Below are 18,913 nucleotides of genomic sequence, written 5' to 3' on the forward strand. Positions count from 1 at the left end.
GCCGTCTGGCTCTATTTCAGCGTGATCTGAAAACCCATCGATCCGCTGATATTGAATCCCTCCGCTTGTTGCGGTCCGAACTGCCGGTTGATGTTGGTGTTGACCGACTCCATCCGGCAATCGCGGGCGAGCACCTCGCGCAGGAGATCACATTCGCGCGCCGCCATCTCGTAGACTGTGCGGCGCGCGCGGTCGCGCAGTTTCTGGGCCTCCTCGCTGTCCCCGGTCGGACCGGCGACAAAGAAGTTGATCGAAGTCTGCACACGCACCGATCCTTCCTGCCGCAGACCACCGCCGCCTTGCTCGGCGATGACACGCTGGGACTGGGCCTTGGCGGGAGCTATCACGACCAGCAGACCAACGCCTGCCAAGACAAAACGCGAGCGAAATTTCATCACGGGTACCTGTGGTTGAAGCGAGGCCCGTTACCTAGCCTCCAGAGGTTGCCGTCAGGCAAACCATGGACCGCAAACACCGGGCCGCCGCTTCACCAGCGGTTAACTGCGTCGGTCACTCCTCCTTGAAGCCGTATTCCGGCACGTTGCCGCTGGCGCCGTAATATTTGTACGGCAGGAATTTGCCGCTCATGGTGATCTTGACGCGGTCGCCCTTCGGGTTGGCGACGCGCTCCATGGCCATGTCGAAGTCGATCGCCGACATGATGCCGTCGCCGAATTCTTCCTCGATCAGCGCCTTCCAGGCCGGGCCGTTCACCATCACCATTTCGTAGAAGCGATAGATCAGGGGATCGGTCGGCGGCATCGGCGTGCCGGTGCCGCGCATCGGCACCTCGTTGAGCATCGCAACTTCCGCCTTCGACAGGCCGAACAGCTCGCCGGCATTGGCCGCCTGCGGTTTCGTCAATTTCATCTGGCCGAGGATGGCGCCGACGATGAGGACCTCGGAATACCCCCCGATCTTGTCGCAGATGTGCTTCCAGCTCCAGCCCTTCTCGCGCTTGATGTCGAGCAGCTTCTCAGTGAGGTCTTCGCGTTTCATGTCAGGGTCTCCTTTTTCAAGCAGTCAGTCCGGGACTGGTCCCGGGCGTCCAGGCCTGGCGTTGCTCGTCACCACTGGATGCGATCGTCAGTCCGGGCTTGCCGATATGCACCAGCGGCACATTACGCGGATCGTGATCGGGTGTCTCGGCGGTAAACGTCTTGCTGCGCGTCACCAGGAAATCGATGATGTGGTTGCGCAGTGCGTAGTAGAGCGGGTGGCGGTGCAGATCAGTGCGGCCGCGGTCCCTCGGCAGCGGGTTCTCGACGACCTCGGCCAGCACCGCACCGGGTCCGTTGGTCATCAGGAAGATCTTGTCGGCGAGATAGATCGCCTCGTCGACATCATGGCTGATCATGAACGCGGTCTGCCCGGTCTCGAGGCAAATGCGCCGCACCTCGTCCTGCAGCGTGCCGCGCGTCAGCGCGTCCAGCGCCGAGAACGGCTCGTCCATCAGCATGATCTTCGGCGTGATCGAGAGCGCACGCGCGATGCCGACGCGCTGCTTCATGCCGCCCGACAGCTCTGACGGCCGCTTGTGCTCGGAGCCGGTCAGGCCGACGAGATCGATGAAGGTCTGCGCGTGCGCCTTCACCTTGGCGCGGTCCCAGCTCCGCCATTTCGAGCTGACGGCATAGGTGACGTTGCCGAGCACGGTGCGCCAGGGCAAGAGCGCGTGGCTCTGGAAGATCACGGCGCGGTCGAGGCTGGTGCCCGAAATCGCCTGCCCGTCGACGATGACGGCGCCCTCGCTCGGCGCATCGAGGCCGGCGAGAATGTTGAGCACCGTGGTCTTGCCGCAGCCGGAATGCCCGATCACGCAGGCAAACTCGCCGCGCGCCATCGACAGCCACAGGTTCTCGAACACGGTGGTCGTGGCGCCGCCGGCGCCGGGATAGCGCTTCGCGATGGCTTCGATGGAGATGAATTTGTCGGTCATCGCCCCTACTCCGGAAACGTGACCATGCGCGTGAAGCGCGCCAGGATCTGGTCGAGCAGCATGCCGACGATCCCGATCAGCAGGATCGCGATGATCACGTTGGTGATCGACAGATTATTCCACTCGTTCCAGACGAAATAGCCGATGCCGGTGCCGCCGACGAGCATTTCGGCGGCGACGATGACGAGCCAGGCGATGCCGATCGAGATGCGCATGCCGGTCAGGATCGTCGGCGCCGCCGCGGGGAGGATCACGGTGAAGGCCCGCCTGATGGTGCCGACCTCGAGCGTGCGCGCGACGTTGATCCATTCCTTGCGCACGCTGGCAACGCCGAACACGGTATTGAGCAGCATCGGCCAGATCGAGCAGATGAAGATGACGAAGATCGCCGAGATCGAGGAATCCTTGATGGTGTAGAGCGCGAGCGGCATCCAGGCCAACGGCGAGATCGGCTTCAGCACCTGGATGAAGGGATCGAGCGCCTTGCTCAGCAGCGGCGACATGCCGATCAGAAATCCGAGCGGGATCGCGACCAGCACCGCCAGCAGATAGCCGGTGCCGACCCGCGCGATCGAGTAGCCGAGCTGGATGCCGAGCCCCTTGTCGTTCGGCCCGTTGTCGTAGAACGGCCGCCGCAAATGCTCCCACAACTTGGCGCCGACATCGAGCGGCCCGGGCATCGCCGATTTGCCCTGCGTCGCGGTCAGCCCCATCAGCTTGGCGTATTCGGGGCTCATCGTGGCGACGGGGCCTGTCGAGCGCGTGGCGAGATGCCAGATGCCGAGGAATGCAGCGAGCAGCGCGATGGAGACGAGACCGGCGCGGAGGCGGAGAGAAGAAGTCATCGCGCGAGACCTCTCCGCCCGTCGTCCCGGCGAACGCCGGGACCCATAACCCCAGGGAGAAGTTTGGCGAAGACTCGTCGTTCGGTACTCCCATCGATAGCAATCGATGGATTCCGCGGTATGGGTCTCGGCGTTCGCCGGGACGACGATGCTGAGAGAGATCTCATCACGACGACTTCCTGATCTTGAAGCTCGCGACATAGTCCTCCGGCTTGGCCGGATCGAAAGTCTTGCCCATCACCGCAAACGACTTGTACGCGCTCGCAGGCGGTGTGAGCCCCATCTCGGCCATCAGCTTCTTGGTGTCGGTCGCCAGATACACCTGCTCGGCCACCGCCTTGTAGTCGACGTCGCCCTTGATCTGGCCCCAGCGCTTCATCTGCGTCAGCATCCACACCGCAAAGGACTGCCAGGGGAATGGATCGAAATCGACGCGCTTCGCATCGGTCTTCACGCCGCCGAGGCCGTCGGCATAGGTGCCGGTCAAGACCTGCTCCAGCACCGTCACCGGCGCGTTGATGTAATTGGCCGGCGCGATGGCTTCCGCGATCTGCTTGCGGTTCTCCGCCTTCGAGGCATAGGCGGTCGCATCGACGATGGCGCGGGTCAGCGCCGCAAAGCTGTTTGGCGCTGACGTGATGAACTCGCGGCTGGCGGCGAAGCTGCAACAGGGATGACCGTCCCAGATCTCCTTCGACAACAGATGCATGAAGCCGACGCCGTCATAGATCGCGCGCTGGCAGATGTTGTCGGGGGCGAGGAAGCCGTCGATATTGTCTGCACGCAAATTGGCGACCATCTCCGGCGGCGGCACTGAGCGCAGCTGCACGTCGGTATCGGGATCGAGCCCGTGCTCGGCGAGATAGTAGCGCAGCAGGTAATTGTGCATGGAATAGTCGAAGGGGATCGCGAATTTCAGGCCCTTCCAGTCCTTCGGGTCGCGCTTGTCCTTGTGCTTGGCCGCCAGCACGATGCCCTGCCCGTTGATGTTCTCGATCGCCGGCACGGCAAAGGGAATGGCGTTGGCACCGAGGCCCAGCGAGATCGCGATCGGCATCGGTGCCAGCATGTGCGCGGCGTCGTATTCCTTGTTGATGGTCTTGTCGCGGATCACGGCCCAGCCGGCGGTCTTGACCACCTCGACGTTGAGACCGTGCTTGGCATAGAAGCCCATCGGCGCCGCCATGATGATGGGTGTGGCGCAAGTGATCGGGATGAAGCCGACCTTGAGGTCCTTCTTCTCGGGCACACCGGCTTGCGCGAATACTTCGGTTGCGGTCTGCAGCGGAAAGAACTGCGACAGCGCGGCCAGTGCGGTGGACGCCCCGACCGACTTCAGAAACGCCCGCCGTGCCACATCCTGCGGGAACATCGCGCGCATCACGGCCGACGCAATCACGCCCTCGTAGCGTTTCTCCTCGCTCTCGACCGGCTCGCAGCGCAGCGCCGCCTGCTCGTGCTCCCTCGCCGAACGGTGCTGGCCGCAAACGCAGCCCGCCCCGAGATTGCGGTCGGCATCGAACGGATCGTCGAACATGGACATGCTGCTGCGCCCCTTTGTCACACTGCGCGGCGGACGCCGTTGTCCGCCGCGTCAGGTCAGAATTCCATCGTGGCCCGGCTACCGCTTGCGCAGCCGGGCCATTGGAAACATGCAGGTTCTATGCCGCCTTGCCCGTTACCTGGGCAGCAATGGGCAACCCCTGCTCGATCGGCAGCGAGGGGTCACGCGACCATTCGTTCCAGGAGCCGAAATACATCCGCACGTCCTTCACGCCGGCGTTCTTCAGCGCCAGGAAGGTGTTCGAAGCGCGCGCACCCTTGAAGCAGTAGAGATAGACTGGCGTCGTCGGCGTGATGCCGACGGTAGCGCATTCGGCCAAAATCTCGTCCTTGGACTTGAAGCGGGGCCCTTCGGCGGTCGGCTTCATCATGCGGTACCATTCCAGCCACACCGCGCCGGGGATGCGGCCCTTGCGCGGGCAGAAATCCTTGCCATAGGGCGAAGAGCTGTCGCCGATCCATTCGTCGACATCGCGCACGTCGAGAATGGCGATGCCGGGCTTGCCGACCGCGGCAAGCATGGTCTTCGCGTCGATCAGGATCTCGCCGGCTTCCGGCACGATCGCGAACGAGGCCTTCGCCGGCGCCGGGACATCCTTGGTCACCGGAAGACCCGCGGCCGACCACGCATCGAAGCCGCCATGCAGCACCTTGACCTTGGGATAGCCGAGCATGGTGAGCAGATAATAGCCGCGGCAGGACTGGCCGAAGCCGGAATTCATCGACTGCTCGTAGATCACCGCGGTCTCCTTGCCGGAGAGACCGGCAGCGCCGAAGGCGTCGGCGAATTTGGTCTTCAGCTCGCTCATGCCTTCCGGCGTCGAGGTCGCGAGAAACGTGAAGATCTCGTGCACGTTCACCGCGCCCGGCAGATGCCCGGCGCCATAGGCATCGGGATTGCGGGTGTCGATGACGACACAGGGTTCGAGCTTCAAGAGATCGGCAAGTTCGCTGGCAGAGATCAGAACGTCCGTCATTGGCAGCCTCTCCGTTGAGGTTAAGTGGTGGTCTGGGGTGGACTCGTGAAGCTCAGGACTCGGCGAGCATCTTGCGCAGCTGCTTGGTGGCCGGCGTGACGATCGCGACGAAATAGGCCTCGCGCAGCCGCCGCTGTGCGCGGTGGCTCCTGAGGTAGCCGCGCGCGCCACAATGCAGCATCGCCGCATGTGCCGTCGCGACGCTGGCTTCCCCGGCGCGCAGGCGCAGCGCGATCACCTTGCGCCAGTAGGTCTCGTCCTCGTTGTAGGGATCGCGCGCCAGCGCCATGGTCTCGGCCTCGAGCTCGGCGGCGAGGTCGCGGAAGTGCACCGGCTGCTGCGGCAGATAGCGGTTGATATGGCCGAGCGGACTATCGACCTCGCCCATGATGTTGATGCAGTCCTTGATGAGGCCGAGCGCCATGCCGGCCTGCAGCAGGATGAAGCCGGCGCGGATCTTCTTGACGAAGGGGCCGGCGGGGTCGGCGAGGATCAGCTCGTCCGGCACGAAGACGTCGCGGAACTGAACGCCATAGGTGCCGGTGCCGTCCATCGCCATGAACGGCTTGCACGGCGTCAGCGTGATCGCGGGATCGGAGCAATCGGCCAGGAACATGACCGTGCCGGGCTCGCCACTTGCGACGCCCTGATCGTCCTCACGCTCGAAGATGGTGCCGAAATAATGGTCGGGACCGAGATTGGAGACCCAGGGCAGCGCGCCGCGCACGATGTAGCCGCCCTCGACCTTGCGCCCTTTCAGCTTCAGTTTCTCGATGCCGAAAAAGCTCTTCATCGGGTTGGAGAGCCCGGTGCCGCCGAGCACCCGGCCGGTCGAGAAAGCATCGCCGAACCGCTTGGCGAGCTTCAGATTGGTCGAGTTGGCGGCGTACCAGACCAGCGTGTTCTGGCACCAGGCCATGAAAGCCGTGGCGCCGCAGACCTCGCCGATAGCGGCCATCGCCTGGATCGCGCAGCGCAAATCGGCGGGACCTTCGTGCGGCACGTGACTGCCCCAGGCGCCGACCGCACCGAACTTGCGCAACACCTCGGCCGGATAGACCGAGCCGTCGTCGATGCCGGCGGCGAGCGGCGCGAGATCTTCGCGCGCGATCCGCGCCACCTCCCCTGCAATGGACGGTGCGGGCTGATCCAAACTTTCGGCCCGCGATAAAGCCAGTGAACCCATGATCGTCTCCCGCACCTTGTCCTGGTTGCGATCAGCTAGACGCCGACCTCGAGATTGACCGGGCGCGTGAAGGTGTTGGCGACCGGCGACCATTTCTTCACATGGGCGACCAGCGCGTTGATCTCGTCCTGCGAGACGCCCTCGCACGCCATGTCGACCTTGACCCGCACGTCGGTGAAGCCGACCGGCTTGTCCGAGGTATCGCCGGTGCCCCAGACCGCGGTGATGTTGAGGTCGCCTTCGAGCTCGAGCTCGAGCTTGTTGACGATCCAGCCGCGATGCACGGCGTTGGCGTGCAGGCCGACGGCGAGGCACGAGCCGAGCGCGGCAAGCGAGGCTTCCGACGGATTGGGCGCGGTGTCGTCACCCAAAAGGCCCGGCGGCTCGTCGACGATATAGGGCGGCAGATTGCGGATGTAGTTGGCGTGACGGAATTTGCCTTCCGCGACCGTCTTGCACTTCAAGGTCTTGACGACCTTCGGATTGGCCTTGCCGCTCGCGATCAGTTGCTCGAGGCCATTCTTGTCGATGGGCGCAAGGCACCCCGTCAGCACTGTCTTTTGAACGACGGCAGTCATCATCTTCTCCCTGGCAGCCGTGGAAAACGGCAGGATACCGAACGGTCTGTTTCCTTGCATGGAGCGTGCCAGAAGAGGCCGAAAACGAAATGCGAGGCATTGGAGCCGCTTAGCGATGGCTGCCTGCGGATTGATCAGCCGCGCTCTGCTCAAAGGCGATGCAGCTGAGATGGCCGATGCGAATCTTTTTAGCGCGAAGCAGATGCGGCTTGATGATACCGCGCGGCTGCGATTAAGTTGCAATCCATGGCCAAACCTTCACTGAAAAAGCCCTCACTGAACAAGATGTCGTCGAAGAAGAACGCGCCGCATTCAGGCGCGGGCGATGACGAATCCGCGCGCGGGCGCCTGCTCAGCGCCGCCTCGCATTTGTTCTGCAAGAACGGAATCAACGCCACCGGCATCGATGCGATCATCGAAGAGGCCGGGACCGCGAAGACCACGCTTTACAAATTGTTCGGCTCCAAGACCAACCTCGTCAACGCGGTGCTGGAGAGCGAAGGCAAGCAATGGCGCGAATGGTTCATCGGCGCCATGGAAGACGGCGGCGGCGATGCGCAGGCCAAGCTGGCGCGCATCTTCCCGGCCCTGAAGAGCTGGTTTGCCGAAGAGCGCTTCTACGGCTGCCCCTTCATCAACGCGGTCGGCGAGCACGACAAGGACGCCAAGCAGTTCCGCAACATCGCACTGAAGCACAAGAAGATCGTGCTCGGCCACATCGAGAAGCTCGCCGGTGAGCTCGGCTCGAGCGAGCCCGCGGTGCTCGCCCATCAGCTCGGCCTCCTGATCGACGGCGCGATCGTCGCCGCGATGATCTCGCGTGATCCCGGCGTGGCAGATACGGCGGCGCTGACGGCCGGCCCCCTGCTCGGCCAGTCCAAGTCGAAGAAGAAGCGCGCGGCGGATCAGCTGGAGGCGGTGTGATCGCCTCCCACCCCGTGTCGTAGATCTCGTAGGGTGGGAAGGCGCAAAGCGCCGTGCCCACCAAACTCGTTCAGCTTCGTCGATCGAGATGGTGGGCACGCTTTGCTTTGCCCGGCGCCGCGCTCGCGGGCGAGCCGCTGTTCTACATCGTCTTCCTCCAGGTGCCGATGTATCTGGCCGCGATGACGGCCGCGGCCTTCCGCCTCAACCGGATGCTGGTCACCACCATGCGCGCCGAGCGCGAGAACAGCCATCGCGCCCATCACGACGCGCTCACGGGCCTGCTCAATCGCGCGGGCTTCGTCGAGGCGCTTGGCGGCAGGCTTGCCGCGCGCGCCGAACGGCCGTTCGCGGTGATGTTCTTCGACCTCGACAATTTCAAGCCGATCAACGACACGTTCGGACACGCGGCGGGGGACTCGGTGCTGAAAGCGGTGGCCGCGCGCGTGCGCCGCCTGCTGCCTGATGACGCATTGGTCGCCCGAATGGGCGGCGACGAATTCGTGGTGCTCCTCGACGGCGTCACCGCCGAGATGGCACAGCAGACGGGACATCGCCTCATCAGCGAGGTCGCATTGTCCTATGAGCTCAGCGGCGAGATGCACGCCTGCATCGGCGCCAGCGTCGGCATTGCGCTGTCACCGGATCACGGCGCCGACGTCGCCGGATTGCTGGCGGTCGCCGATGCCGCGCTCTACCAGGCGAAGTCGGGCGGCAAATCGCGTTGTTGCCTGGCGTCGGTCGGGTCCAACCTCGCGGCGTTGCGCCAGCTCCAGCAGAGCCCGAAAGCCCCTCTCCCAAGCGCGGCCTGAGGCGGAGCTCGTAGGGTGGATTAGCAAAGCGTAATCCACCAAATCGAAACAGCGAGCAATGGAAGTGGTGGGTTACGCCCTCCGAAGCGGCAACGCATCCGTGAATCGCTTGATGGCAGCCAGCACCGGCTGCTGATCACCCGCGAAGAACCAATGATCGTTGCCGTCGAGCTCGACGAACTCCGCACCGCTGATCCGGCTCGCGATATCGCGGCCGGCCGCGATCCGCACCGCCTGGTCGCCGCACCGGTGCAGCACCAGCGTCGGCACCGCGATCTGCGCCAGGAGATGCCGGACGTCGGCGTCGCGAAAGGCCTCGAGCACGGCCGAGATACCGCCGGGACTGGACGCCGCGCGCAATAACCCGGCCCACCAGGCGCATGCCTGGGGATCACCGGCCAGACTCGGCGCAAAGGTCTCGATCCCGACCGGGCCGCCCCATTGTGCGACGAGCTGCCTGCTCCAGGCGTCATACTGGCTGGCGCGCAACGCGTACGGATAGTCCTCCGCCCAACATCCCTTGGCCAGTGCGCCGAACAGGATGAGCCCGGCCACGCGGCGCGGCTCATCGATCGCAAATTTGACGCAGGCCGGCCCGCATTCGGAGGCGCCGAACAGCACGACGCGGCGGGAATCCACCGCCCGCAGCACGGTGCCGATATCCTCCGCGGTGACGTCGATCCCCGGGGCCGATCCGACCCGGTCGGACAGCCCGATCCCGCGACGATCGAAAACGATCAGCCGTCCAAGCTTCATCAACGACGCCAGGAACGTCCGGCTTGCAGGGCTCTCCCAGGCCCGCTCCACATGCGACACGAAGCCGGGCATCACCAGGATATCGAGCGGGCCGCTGCCATAGGTTTGGTACGCCAGATGCACGCCGGCGCCCTTCACATAGCGCGTGGTTGGAACAGCGTGCAGCGCCGTTGCGGGACTCATCAGCGCCTCGGTCTCGGCTTCCGGCGCAACCCCGAGTTCGTCCCGCAGCCGCTGTGTCAGGGCAGCATGCTGACGTTCGGCCGCGCTGCGGTCGCCGGCCAGCAGAAGGCTGCGGATCAGATGCCGGCCATAGACCTCGCTGAGCGGATCGAGTTCAGCCAGGCGTCCCGCATGCGCGGCCGCGGCAAAATGGTCGCCGGCGGCATTCTTGTCCTGCACGAGACGCTCGAGCGCATGCATGAGCCGTCCCCTCAGCGCCTCCCGGCGAAAGAACGCCCAATCGTCGAATTCAGGGCAATCGTCGAGAGCGAAGCCCGCAAGGAAGTCGCCGCGATAGATCCGGCAGGCCGCTTCAAAGTCGCCGCGGTCGCAGGCGCTCTCGAATGAATGCGCATCGGCCTTCAGCACGGTCGCCGGAGACCACCGCACGCTGGTGCGGTCGGTCTCGAATACCGGCTGACCGAGCGCGAGCTCGACGCGATGAAGCAGCCGCCGCAGCCGCGCAAGGCCCGTCTCGCGATCGGTCTCAGGCCAGAGCAGCGTGGCAACGACGTCGCGCGCGACCGCCGCCTTGGCCTCCGCCAAATAGACGAGCAGCGCAAGACCCTTGCGCAGGTTCAACTTGATCGGACGGCCGTCAGCATGGACCTCCGGGAACCCGAATGTCTCCAGCGAGAAAGCCGTCATGGAAATCCTCTCTCCCCCTCGGGACGCCCCCAGGGGACGCACAGGGGACGGCGCCGCGGTAGCCATTTCGAGCCGGCTCGCCAGCGACCGCCTCGAGCTCTGCATGCGGCACCGCTGGATCAGGCACAATAGGAAAAAACCATGTTCTCACGCCTCGCAATCCTGCTCTACGAAATCGTGAGCTATGCCGTATTCACGGTGTCCTTCCTCTATGCACTCGGTTTCGTCGGCAATTATGTCGTACCGAAGTCGATCGATCAGGGGACCGACGTCGGCAGCCTGACCGAGGCCATCCTCGTCAACCTGCTGCTGATGAGCCTGTTTGCAATCCAGCACAGCGTCATGGCGCGCCCGGCCTTCAAACGCTGGTGGACCAAAGTTCTTCCGGTGGCCTGCGAGCGCAGCACCTATGTGCTGCTCTCCAGCCTCATCCTCCTCCTGCTGTTCTGGCAGTGGCGTCCGATCCCGATACCGGTTTGGCAGACCAGCGGAATCGTGGCGTGGCTACTGACCGGCGTCCATTGGCTCGGCTGGCTGATCGCATTCGCCTCGACCCACATGATCGATCATTTCGACCTGTTCGGCCTGCGCCAGGCCTTCTCGGCGCTGCGCGGGACCGAGCCGGAGGATCACTCCTTCAAGGCGCCGCTGCTCTACAAGATCGTTCGGCATCCGATCATGCTCGGCTTCCTCCTCGCATTCTGGGCCACGCCCGAGATGACCGCCGGCCATCTGCTGTTCGCGCTCGCGAACACCGCCTATATCCTGGCCGCGTTGCAGTTCGAAGAGCGCGATCTGATCGCAGAGTTCGGGGAAACCTACCGGCAATATCGCCGCCGCGTTCCGATGCTGGTGCCGCGCCTTTTCGCGCGGACCCGGACCAAAGACCAGGACGTGGCCCGGAGCATCGGAGTGCCCCGATGAAAGCGGTTCTGTGCCATTCGTTCACTGGCCCCGGCGATTTGCGCCTCGGCGAGATCGATGCGCCCAAGCCTGCCGGCGATGAGATCCTCATCGACGTCCACGCGGCCTCCGTCAGCTTCATGGACCAGTTGCTGGTCTCGGGTCTCTACCAGCTGCGACCGCAGACGCCCTTCGTGCCCGGCACGGAAGCCTCCGGAACCGTCGTCGCGGTCGGCGGCAAGGTGACAAGGTTCGCGTCCGGCGATCGCGTGGCCTGCAGCAGCTGGACCGGCGGCTACGCCGAACGGATGATCGCGAAGGAGTCGAAGACCGTACGCCTGCCTGACGGCGTCGCGTTCGAACCGGCGGCAACCATCCTGCACAATTACGGCACGGTCTATTATGCGCTGGTCGAACGGGCACGAGCCGAGCGCGGCGAAACGCTGTTCGTCACTGGCGCTGCCGGCGGAGTTGGACTTGCCGCCGTCGACCTCGGCCGGCATCTCGGCCTGCGCGTCGTCGCCGGTGTCGGCTCTGACGACAAGGCGGCCCTGGTCCGCGGCTACGGCGCCAGCGAGGTCATCAACTATCGCAGCGAGGATCTGCGCGACCGGATCAAGTCGATCACGTCAGGAGACGGCATCGATGTCGGCTTCGACAATGTCGGCGGTGGGATTTTCGAGCAGATGGCCCGGCTGATGAAATGGGGCGGACGGCTGATGCCGATCGGCTTCACCGGCGGCGAGATTCCCTCCATCCCGATGAACCTGCCGCTGCTGAAGAACTATTCCATCATCGGCGTCTTTGCCGGCGCCTGGGCGGAGAAATTCTCCAACGAGGCAGCGCGCATGAACGCCACGCTGATGCGATTGCTGGCCGAAGGACAAATCCGCCCGCATATCGACCGCGTCCTCCCTTTGGAGGAGGCCGGCGACGCCATGCGCGCCGTGGCCAACCGGACAGTTCAGGGACGAATTGTGCTCAAAATCAGATAGAGTGCGCCATGGCTTCGATCATCATCGACAAGCGCTATTGCGGTCCTCCGAACTCCGGCAACGGCGGCTATGTCTGCGGCCGGCTCGCCCGTCACATTCCCGGGGCTGCAGAGGTGACGCTGCGCGCGCCGCCCCCGCTGGACTCGCCGCTCGATGCCATCGCGACGGACGACGGCACATGGGAGCTTCGCGATGGCGGCAAAGCCGTCGCCACCGCCCGCGCCGTGAGCGTCGAGCTTGCGCAGATCGAGACAGCTGACTTGCTGGAAGCACGTGCGGCCGAATTGCATGCGCTGTCCAGGCCGCACGAACATCCGCTGCCACACTGTTTCGTCTGCGGTCCCGCAAGGGCGAAGGGCGACGGCCTGCGCATCTTCGCCGGCCCGCTCCGCCGTCAAGCACAAACTCCCGTTCTCGCCGCGAGCTGGGCACCCGATCCAAATCTCACGGCCGGGGATGGCCTCATCGCGCCCGAATTCCTCTGGTCCGCGCTCGACTGCCCCACCGGCTTTGCCTGCAATTACGATCAGCAGAGCGGCAGCTTCGAGAAGACCCCGCTCCTGCTCGGACGGATGTCAGCCCGCATCGAAGCGCGCCCCCGCCCCGGCGAGCTCTGCATCGTCACGGCCTGGCCCACCGGCCGCGACGGCCGCAAGCGCACGGCCGACGCTGCGCTTCATGATGAAGCCGGCAGATTGCTGGCGTTGGCGCGGACGACATGGATTGCGGTGGAGCGCGACGTGCAGCTCGGGCGCGGGTAATTCGCCGCCGACGGACATGCGCAGGCGGCGGTCGGGGTATCCGGAAACAGCATCTCGCCTCCCGCGCCATCGTTCACCGGCTGAGCAGGATATCTCCCTAGCTGCTCGTCACTTGCCGGACGGGAGGCGGCTTCCAGGTCCCGTTGACGATCGAGGGTGACTTCTCGTTCGGCCAGTACATCCGCAACATCAGGACGAACTTGCCCGCCGGCGCGGGAAGCCAATTGCTCTCCTTGTCGGGGCCGGGACTGTCCTTCTGGATGTAGAGATCGACCGAACCGTCCGGATTGGCTTTGAGATTCTGGCGGGCGCTGATCGACTGGCGGTTGATCGGATTGGCGACGAAGAAGTAGTTCTCGTCATACATCGTGATCGACCAGAAGCCTCCGACCGGAGGAAGCTGCCCCTTCGGGAAACGCATCACGTATTTGTTGCTGCCGACGTACTCTTTCCCGTCGGCGTCCTTCTGGGATGTCGGATAGCACGCATCCTGGATCCGGTTGGCGCCAAGGCCGATGGCCGTGACAAGCGCACGGTTGAGATAATTGGTGCCGTAGATACCGGCTTCGCTGTCGAAGGCCCAGCCGTTGATGTTCTTGATCGCCTTGTTGACCTTGAACTGGAGCATGATGCGGTCGAATGCCACCTGCGGGACGCGCTTGGCGAAGGCAGCATCGAATTTGCTCGCGTCAAAATCCTTGCCGGGGACAAGACCGATCTTCGCGAATTTGGCGACCTCAGCTGCGTCGGCGGCGGCCGGCGGATTGCGCTTCATCAATTGCGCGAGAAGGGTGAAATAGGCCGCGGCGTCCAGGCGGTTGACCTGCTCGCGCACCGCCGTCTTCATGTCGATCGACGCATCGACCTTGCCTGCCGGGGGCGTAAAGGACTTGTCGTATGCGCTGAGCGGCACGAGCTTGAACTGGTCCTGCGCGGCGTGCACGGCCGCGTAGTCCTCCGGCGTACCGGTGCAGTAGATGCGGCCCAAGATCCACACCATGCACGTGGGGGATTTGTATTCCTTGACGCCAGCGGGAAGCGTTCCCTTCCAGCCCGGGCCGGTGATCGCATAGGTCTGCGCCTTGGTGCCGGTGGTGCGCTTGCCAGGCACCTGGAAGACATTGGTCCAGCCGTCCAGCATCGGAAACAGGAAGTAGCGGTCCTTCATGTCCGGCATGCTCAGGACCCAGGGCTCGTCTCCCACGTCGATCCAAGCCGTCGTGTAGAGCGTATCGGCATTGGGTGCCGTGACATCCTTGAAGGTGGCATCAGGGTACTTACGGAGCTTGACGAATTGCCCCATCGGCCCGCGCGTGCCTTCCACCGCCGCAACGTTCGTCATGACCCGGCGGGTCATCTCCATCGTCACGAGAGGGTATCCGTAGATATAGGCATCCTGGGCGAGCCAGAAATCTTCGCCGCCCTCCAGGGCCCTGACAACAGGACCGTCAAACTCGGCACGTGCGGTGCGGGAAATCGCGAGCGCCGATACAGCGGCGCTGAAGGCGGCAAGTGCTTGGCGACGGCTGATTGACATATCGAACCCTCCCTGTTGCCTCAAAACCGTAACGGGCGGGGTTCGATGTTCCTTGACATGCATCAATGGGGCTGGATGGTCTTGGGCGCAGCGCCGTTCGCTCGCCTGGGCGTGGCCGCCACGCCTGCGTCAACTGGCGGTAGAGGTGGTGGTTACGCCAACGCTAGCCTTCTCTAGACGACGTGTGCTCTTGGCACTCCCAACTCGTAGGGCGGGCAAAGGCGCGTAGCGCCGTGCCCACTACCTCTGTCTGAGCTTCGTCGATCGACATAGGTGGGCAAGCTTCCGCCTTCGCTCTTCGAGCTACGGCGGACAAGCCGCTTTGCCCACCCTACGAGACCGGCGCTCGACGACAGCTACGTGCTCTGCTCCATCATCCCCTGCAGCCGCACCAGCTCCGCCTCGAGATCGCGCTCGATGTCCGCCGCCCGGATCTCCAGCACCCGATAGTCCCGCGCCTCGAGCCACGTCCGCCTTCCTGCGCGATCAGCGGCAATCGCCTCGCCCTCGCCCGGATTCACCAGCTCGATCGCGATCCGATGCGGGAACGAGACGAAGTCCGGGATGTGGCGGCCGACCGGGGTCTGGCGCTTGAACTGGCCGGCGAAGCGACGGTCGCGGGTCAAAGCCTGCCAGAGCAGACGCTCGGCGTCGGTCGGGTTGCGGCGAAGCAGGCGGGCGAGGCCGCGCACAGTGGAGCCGCTGTCGGGCACGCCGCCGCCCTGCCCGTGCTCGGCCAAAAGCGCGCGCAGGCGCGTCGCCTGCTCGCCATCGAGCACGCCTCCCTTGGCCGGGCCCTTGCGTCCCTCGGCGATCGCCATGATCACGCCGTGCAGGGTGTGCATGTCCTGCTTGGTCGGCTCCATCCGACTGAAGATGTTGCGCAGGTTGACCAGCATGGTGTCGCGCTTCTCGGCGGGGCGCAAAAATTCCACCTTGTCGAGTTCGCGGATGAGGTTGTCGAAGAACGCCTGCATCTGGTGCTGCGAGGCGCGCTCGGAGCGCTCCGGCATGGCGTGCGGCAGTTCGCCGGACGTTGCTCGCTTGAACCATTCATAGCCGACCAGCAGCACGGCCTGGGCGAGGTTGAGCGAGGCGAAGCCCGGATTGACCGGGAAGGTGATGATGCGGTTGGAGAGCCCGACCTCCTCGTTGGTCAGGCCCCAGCGCTCGCGGCCGAACAGGATACCGCACCTGCCGCCGGTCGCGACGTGACCCGCGATCTCGCTGGCCGCCGCCTCCGGCCCGACCACCGGCTTGGCCTGGTCGTGGGGACGTGCGGTAGTAGCGAACAGCAGGTCGAGGTCGGCGACCGCCTGCTCCACCGTCTCGAACAATTCGACCTTTTCCAGAATGTGGTCGGCGCCGGCCGCGGCGCGCTGTGCCGCGATGTTGGGCCAACCGTCCCTGGGGTTGACGATGCGCAAGGCGCCAAGGGCAAAATTTCCCATGGCGCGTGCGGCCATGCCGATGTTTTCGCCGAGCTGCGGCTCGACCAGGATCACGATGGGACCGTCGAGGGACAAACCCGCCTTGCTCTTGTCAGTCCCCGACATCTCGTTTCGCTTTCACTCTTCGTCTCAAGGCCTTGCCAGGGCACTCTCAGGAATTGATTCAAGCCGGCCTTTCCCAAGTCGTCCTTGGGCCGGCCGGCGCTGTCCGCCTCGTTTGCCTGTCCTGACGAAATTCTCAAGGGAAATAACGGGTTGGAATCGACTTTTGAATCTCCTCCGGATCCTCGGATCCGGTCCTGCGGCAGGGCGGCCCTGCCCCCACGTCTGGGGAAGCTGGATGAGCTAAAAGTGCATAATCCCTTGGCTTTCGCCCGCCGCGTCCGGGTGCTAAGAGGCGGCGGATATTCCCGTGGCGCGCCAAAAGCGCCGTTCCCAAGAGGCTTCCCCGATCATGGCAAAAATCAAGGTATCCAATCCCGTCGTCGAACTCGATGGCGACGAGATGACCCGGATCATCTGGCAGTACATCAAGGACAAGCTGATCACCCCGTTCCTGGATGTCGAGCTGATGTATTTCGACCTGGGCATGGAGTACCGCGACCACACCAACGATCAGGTCACCATCGACGCCGCCGAGGCGATCAAGAAGGTCGGCGTCGGCGTCAAGTGCGCAACCATCACCCCGGACGAGGCCCGGGTGAAGGAGTTCAACCTCAAGCAGATGTGGAAGTCGCCGAACGGCACCATCCGCAACATCCTCGGCGGCGTGATCTTCCGCGAGCCGATCATCTGCAAGAACGTGCCGCGCCTGGTTCCCGGCTGGACCAAGCCAATCATCATCGGCCGCCACGCCTATGGCGACCAGTACCGCGCCACCGATTTCAAGTTCCCGGGCAAGGGCACGCTGTCGATGAAGTTCGTCGGCGAGGACGGCACCGTGATCGAGAAGGAAGTGTTCAAGGCGCCCGACGCCGGCGTCGCGATGGGAATGTACAACCTCGACGACTCCATCATCGACTTCGCCCGCGCCTCGCTGAACTACGGCCTGCTGCGCAACTACCCGGTCTACCTCTCGACCAAGAACACGATTCTGAAGGTCTATGACGGCCGCTTCAAGGACATCTTCCAGGACATCTACGACCGCGAATTCAAGAAGGAATTCGAGGCCAAGGGCCTGACCTACGAGCACCGCCTGATCGACGACATGGTGGCCTCGGCGCTGAAATGGTCCGGCGGCTATGTCTGGGCCTGTAAGAACTACGACGGCGACGTGCAGTCCGACACGGTCGCGCAGGGCTACGGCTCGCTCGGCCTGATGACCTCGGTGCTGCTCACCCCCGACGGCAAGACCGTGGAAGCCGAAGCTGCCCACGGCACGGTGACCCGCCACTACCGCGAGCACCAGAAGGGCAAGGAGACCTCGACCAACTCGATCGCGTCGATCTTCGCCTGGACGCGTGGCCTGTCGCACCGCGCCAAGCTCGACAACAATGCCGAGCTCGCCAAGTTCGCCAACACGCTGGAGAAGGTCTGCGTCGACACCGTCGAGGCCGGCTACATGACCAAGGACCTCGCGCTCCTGGTCGGCGCCGACCAGCGCTGGCTCTCGACCACCGGCTTCCTCGACAAGGTCGCCGAGAACCTGACCAAGGAGCTGGCGGCCTGAGCCGTCCGCAATTTCGCCCGACTGGGCCAGACATCATCACGGGCCGCGCCGAAAGCGCGGCCCGTTTCTTTTTTGAGAGCTTTCGCGGAGACCATCATGTTCATCAAGCTTGCTGCCCCCACCCTGCTAGTCGCAGCCCTAATCGGACCAGCCGGGGCCGCGGAGCCGCTCCCCGAGGCCATCGCAGCACCTGGCGAGAGCGTGGTGGTGAGCCTCCACGCCGAGGGCGTGCAAGTCTATGAGTGCAAGGCCGCCGCCGACGGCAAGCTCGCCTGGGCCTTCCGCGAGCCGGTCGCGACGCTGCTGTCCGAGGGCAAGACCATCGGCCGCCACTATGCCGGCCCCAACTGGGAGCTTGCCGACAGCAGCGCCGTCGTCGGTAAGGCCATCGGCAACGCGCCCGGCGCAACGGTTGCCGATATCCCCTGGCTGAAGCTGGAGGTCACCTCCCATCGCGGCAGCGGCACCCTGACGCCCGTCACCACCGTCCAGCGCATCAACACCCATGGCGGCAAGCTCGACGGTGCGTGCGACAAGGCCGGCGAGTTCAGAAGCGCGCCCTACTCCGCCGAATATGTCTTCCTGAAGAAAGGCTGACCGCTCAGCGGTCGGTGTCGTCCTTCTCGGCCTGCGCCAGCTCTGCCGCCGCGAGATCGCCGCTGTCGGCGAGCCGCGCCTTGGCGGTGGTGTGGACGTGGTCGGCGAGCGTCGGCATGCGCGCGATCAAGGCATGAAAATCCTGGGCGTCGAGCACCAGGAGGCGCGTCTTGCGCGTCGCCGTCACCGTGCCGCTGCGTTTTGTCTTATGCAGCAGCGCGATCTCGCCGAAGAAGGTGCCGTCCGTGAGGTGCACATGCTGGCTCGGCAGCGCAATCTCGACCTCGCCGGCGGTGATGAAATACATCGACGAGGCCGCATCGCCGCGGCGGACCAATATCTCGCCCTGCTCGATGGTGCGCGCCCGCAACAGCCGCATGATGTCGGCGATCTCCGCGGCCGACAGATGCGAGAACAGCGGCACCCGCGCCAGCATGCCCCAGGTGACGACGAAATCGCGCCGCTTCACCTCTTCGGCAAAGGCGGTTGAGATGATCGCGACCGGCAGCGCGATCATGGCGAAGCCGCTGATGATGGCGAAGGGGGAGAC

General features: G+C 64.5%; 19 protein-coding genes. 7 read left to right on the forward strand and 12 right to left on the reverse strand.

Features of this window, described 5'->3' with window-relative positions:
* Positions 1-11 precede the first annotated feature (11 nt).
* The 8 genes from IC66_RS48260 to IC66_RS0114210 all read right to left on the reverse strand — a co-directional run bounded on the left by IC66_RS48260 (position 12) and on the right by IC66_RS0114210 (position 7,088).
* Positions 12-395, reverse strand: coding sequence for a hypothetical protein (locus IC66_RS48260; protein WP_028142838.1), 384 nt, complete (start codon positions 393-395; stop codon positions 12-14).
* A gap of 115 nt (positions 396-510) precedes the next feature.
* On the reverse strand, positions 511-999 hold the full coding sequence (cynS, locus tag IC66_RS0114180; RefSeq protein ID WP_049801764.1) for a cyanase: 489 nt from the start codon (positions 997-999) through the stop codon (positions 511-513).
* A 16-nt stretch (positions 1,000-1,015) separates the two neighbouring features.
* Complete coding sequence (locus tag IC66_RS0114185; RefSeq protein WP_038948063.1) at positions 1,016-1,939, reverse strand: ABC transporter ATP-binding protein; 924 nt, start codon at positions 1,937-1,939, stop codon at positions 1,016-1,018.
* Between the two features lie 5 nt (positions 1,940-1,944).
* Positions 1,945-2,784 carry a nitrate ABC transporter permease gene (ntrB, locus tag IC66_RS0114190; protein ID WP_038948064.1) on the reverse strand — a complete coding sequence of 280 codons (840 nt, stop codon included), beginning with the start codon at positions 2,782-2,784 and terminating at the stop codon, positions 1,945-1,947.
* Positions 2,785-2,950: 166 nt separating this feature from the next.
* On the reverse strand, positions 2,951-4,327 hold the full coding sequence (locus IC66_RS0114195) for a CmpA/NrtA family ABC transporter substrate-binding protein (RefSeq protein WP_028142835.1): 1,377 nt from the start codon (positions 4,325-4,327) through the stop codon (positions 2,951-2,953).
* Between the two features lie 118 nt (positions 4,328-4,445).
* Entirely contained in the window at positions 4,446-5,324 is an 879-nt protein-coding gene (locus tag IC66_RS0114200; protein ID WP_028142834.1) for a sulfurtransferase, read from the reverse strand.
* A 52-nt stretch (positions 5,325-5,376) separates the two neighbouring features.
* Positions 5,377-6,510: an acyl-CoA dehydrogenase family protein gene (locus tag IC66_RS0114205; RefSeq protein WP_038948065.1), complete on the reverse strand. Its 1,134-nt coding sequence runs from the start codon at positions 6,508-6,510 to the stop codon at positions 5,377-5,379.
* 35 nt (positions 6,511-6,545) lie between these two features.
* On the reverse strand, positions 6,546-7,088 hold the full coding sequence (locus IC66_RS0114210) for an OsmC family protein (RefSeq protein ID WP_028142832.1): 543 nt from the start codon (positions 7,086-7,088) through the stop codon (positions 6,546-6,548).
* A 246-nt stretch (positions 7,089-7,334) separates the two neighbouring features.
* On the opposite strand from IC66_RS0114210, the gene IC66_RS0114215 reads away from it, so the two are divergent.
* Both IC66_RS0114215 and IC66_RS0114220 read left to right on the forward strand, forming a co-directional pair.
* Entirely contained in the window at positions 7,335-8,012 is a 678-nt protein-coding gene (locus IC66_RS0114215) for a TetR/AcrR family transcriptional regulator (RefSeq protein ID WP_038948066.1), read from the forward strand.
* Positions 8,013-8,065: 53 nt separating this feature from the next.
* Complete coding sequence (locus tag IC66_RS0114220) at positions 8,066-8,824, forward strand: GGDEF domain-containing protein (protein WP_244429113.1); 759 nt, start codon at positions 8,066-8,068, stop codon at positions 8,822-8,824.
* 72 nt (positions 8,825-8,896) lie between these two features.
* Here the strand turns inward: IC66_RS0114220 and IC66_RS0114225 are convergent, their stop codons facing one another.
* Complete coding sequence (locus IC66_RS0114225; protein ID WP_038948068.1) at positions 8,897-10,450, reverse strand: alpha/beta fold hydrolase; 1,554 nt, start codon at positions 10,448-10,450, stop codon at positions 8,897-8,899.
* A 141-nt stretch (positions 10,451-10,591) separates the two neighbouring features.
* Between IC66_RS0114225 and mddA the strand changes: the two genes are divergently transcribed.
* Genes mddA through IC66_RS0114240 form a run of 3 tightly spaced genes read left to right on the forward strand, consistent with a single transcriptional unit; the run spans position 10,592 to position 13,109 of the window.
* Positions 10,592-11,374: a methanethiol S-methyltransferase gene (gene mddA / locus IC66_RS0114230; protein ID WP_038948069.1), complete on the forward strand. Its 783-nt coding sequence runs from the start codon at positions 10,592-10,594 to the stop codon at positions 11,372-11,374.
* The gene (locus tag IC66_RS0114235; RefSeq protein ID WP_038948070.1) at positions 11,371-12,348 is read left to right on the forward strand and encodes an NADPH:quinone oxidoreductase family protein; all 978 of its coding nucleotides are present in this window, start codon (positions 11,371-11,373) and stop codon (positions 12,346-12,348) included. Before mddA ends, IC66_RS0114235 begins: the two co-directional genes overlap by 4 nt.
* Positions 12,349-12,356: 8 nt before the next feature.
* A complete protein-coding gene (locus IC66_RS0114240) occupies positions 12,357-13,109 on the forward strand; it encodes a hypothetical protein (protein WP_028142827.1) in 753 nt (250 codons plus the stop codon).
* 97 nt (positions 13,110-13,206) lie between these two features.
* On the opposite strand, the gene IC66_RS0114245 is transcribed toward IC66_RS0114240, so the two are convergent.
* Together IC66_RS0114245 and IC66_RS0114250 are read right to left on the reverse strand one after the other, a co-directional pair.
* Positions 13,207-14,646: a DUF1254 domain-containing protein gene (locus IC66_RS0114245; protein ID WP_028142826.1), complete on the reverse strand. Its 1,440-nt coding sequence runs from the start codon at positions 14,644-14,646 to the stop codon at positions 13,207-13,209.
* Between the two features lie 356 nt (positions 14,647-15,002).
* On the reverse strand, positions 15,003-16,202 hold the full coding sequence (locus IC66_RS0114250) for a TrmJ/YjtD family RNA methyltransferase (RefSeq protein ID WP_038948071.1): 1,200 nt from the start codon (positions 16,200-16,202) through the stop codon (positions 15,003-15,005).
* A gap of 349 nt (positions 16,203-16,551) precedes the next feature.
* On the opposite strand from IC66_RS0114250, the gene IC66_RS0114255 reads away from it, so the two are divergent.
* Both IC66_RS0114255 and IC66_RS0114260 read left to right on the forward strand, forming a co-directional pair.
* Positions 16,552-17,766, forward strand: coding sequence for an NADP-dependent isocitrate dehydrogenase (locus IC66_RS0114255; protein WP_028142824.1), 1,215 nt, complete (start codon positions 16,552-16,554; stop codon positions 17,764-17,766).
* 96 nt (positions 17,767-17,862) lie between these two features.
* Positions 17,863-18,363 (forward strand): DUF3455 domain-containing protein, encoded by a 501-nt coding sequence (locus IC66_RS0114260; protein WP_038948072.1) that lies wholly within the window; start codon positions 17,863-17,865, stop codon positions 18,361-18,363.
* Positions 18,364-18,367: 4 nt separating this feature from the next.
* Here IC66_RS0114260 and IC66_RS0114265 read toward each other — a convergent pair.
* Positions 18,368-18,913, reverse strand: a 546-nt coding sequence (locus IC66_RS0114265) for a cyclic nucleotide-binding domain-containing protein (protein WP_038948074.1), incomplete at its 5' end; no start/stop codon positions are given.

This window comes from Bradyrhizobium genomosp. III, assembly GCF_000261705.1.
Lineage (GTDB): Bacteria > Pseudomonadota > Alphaproteobacteria > Rhizobiales > Xanthobacteraceae > Bradyrhizobium > Bradyrhizobium ottawaense.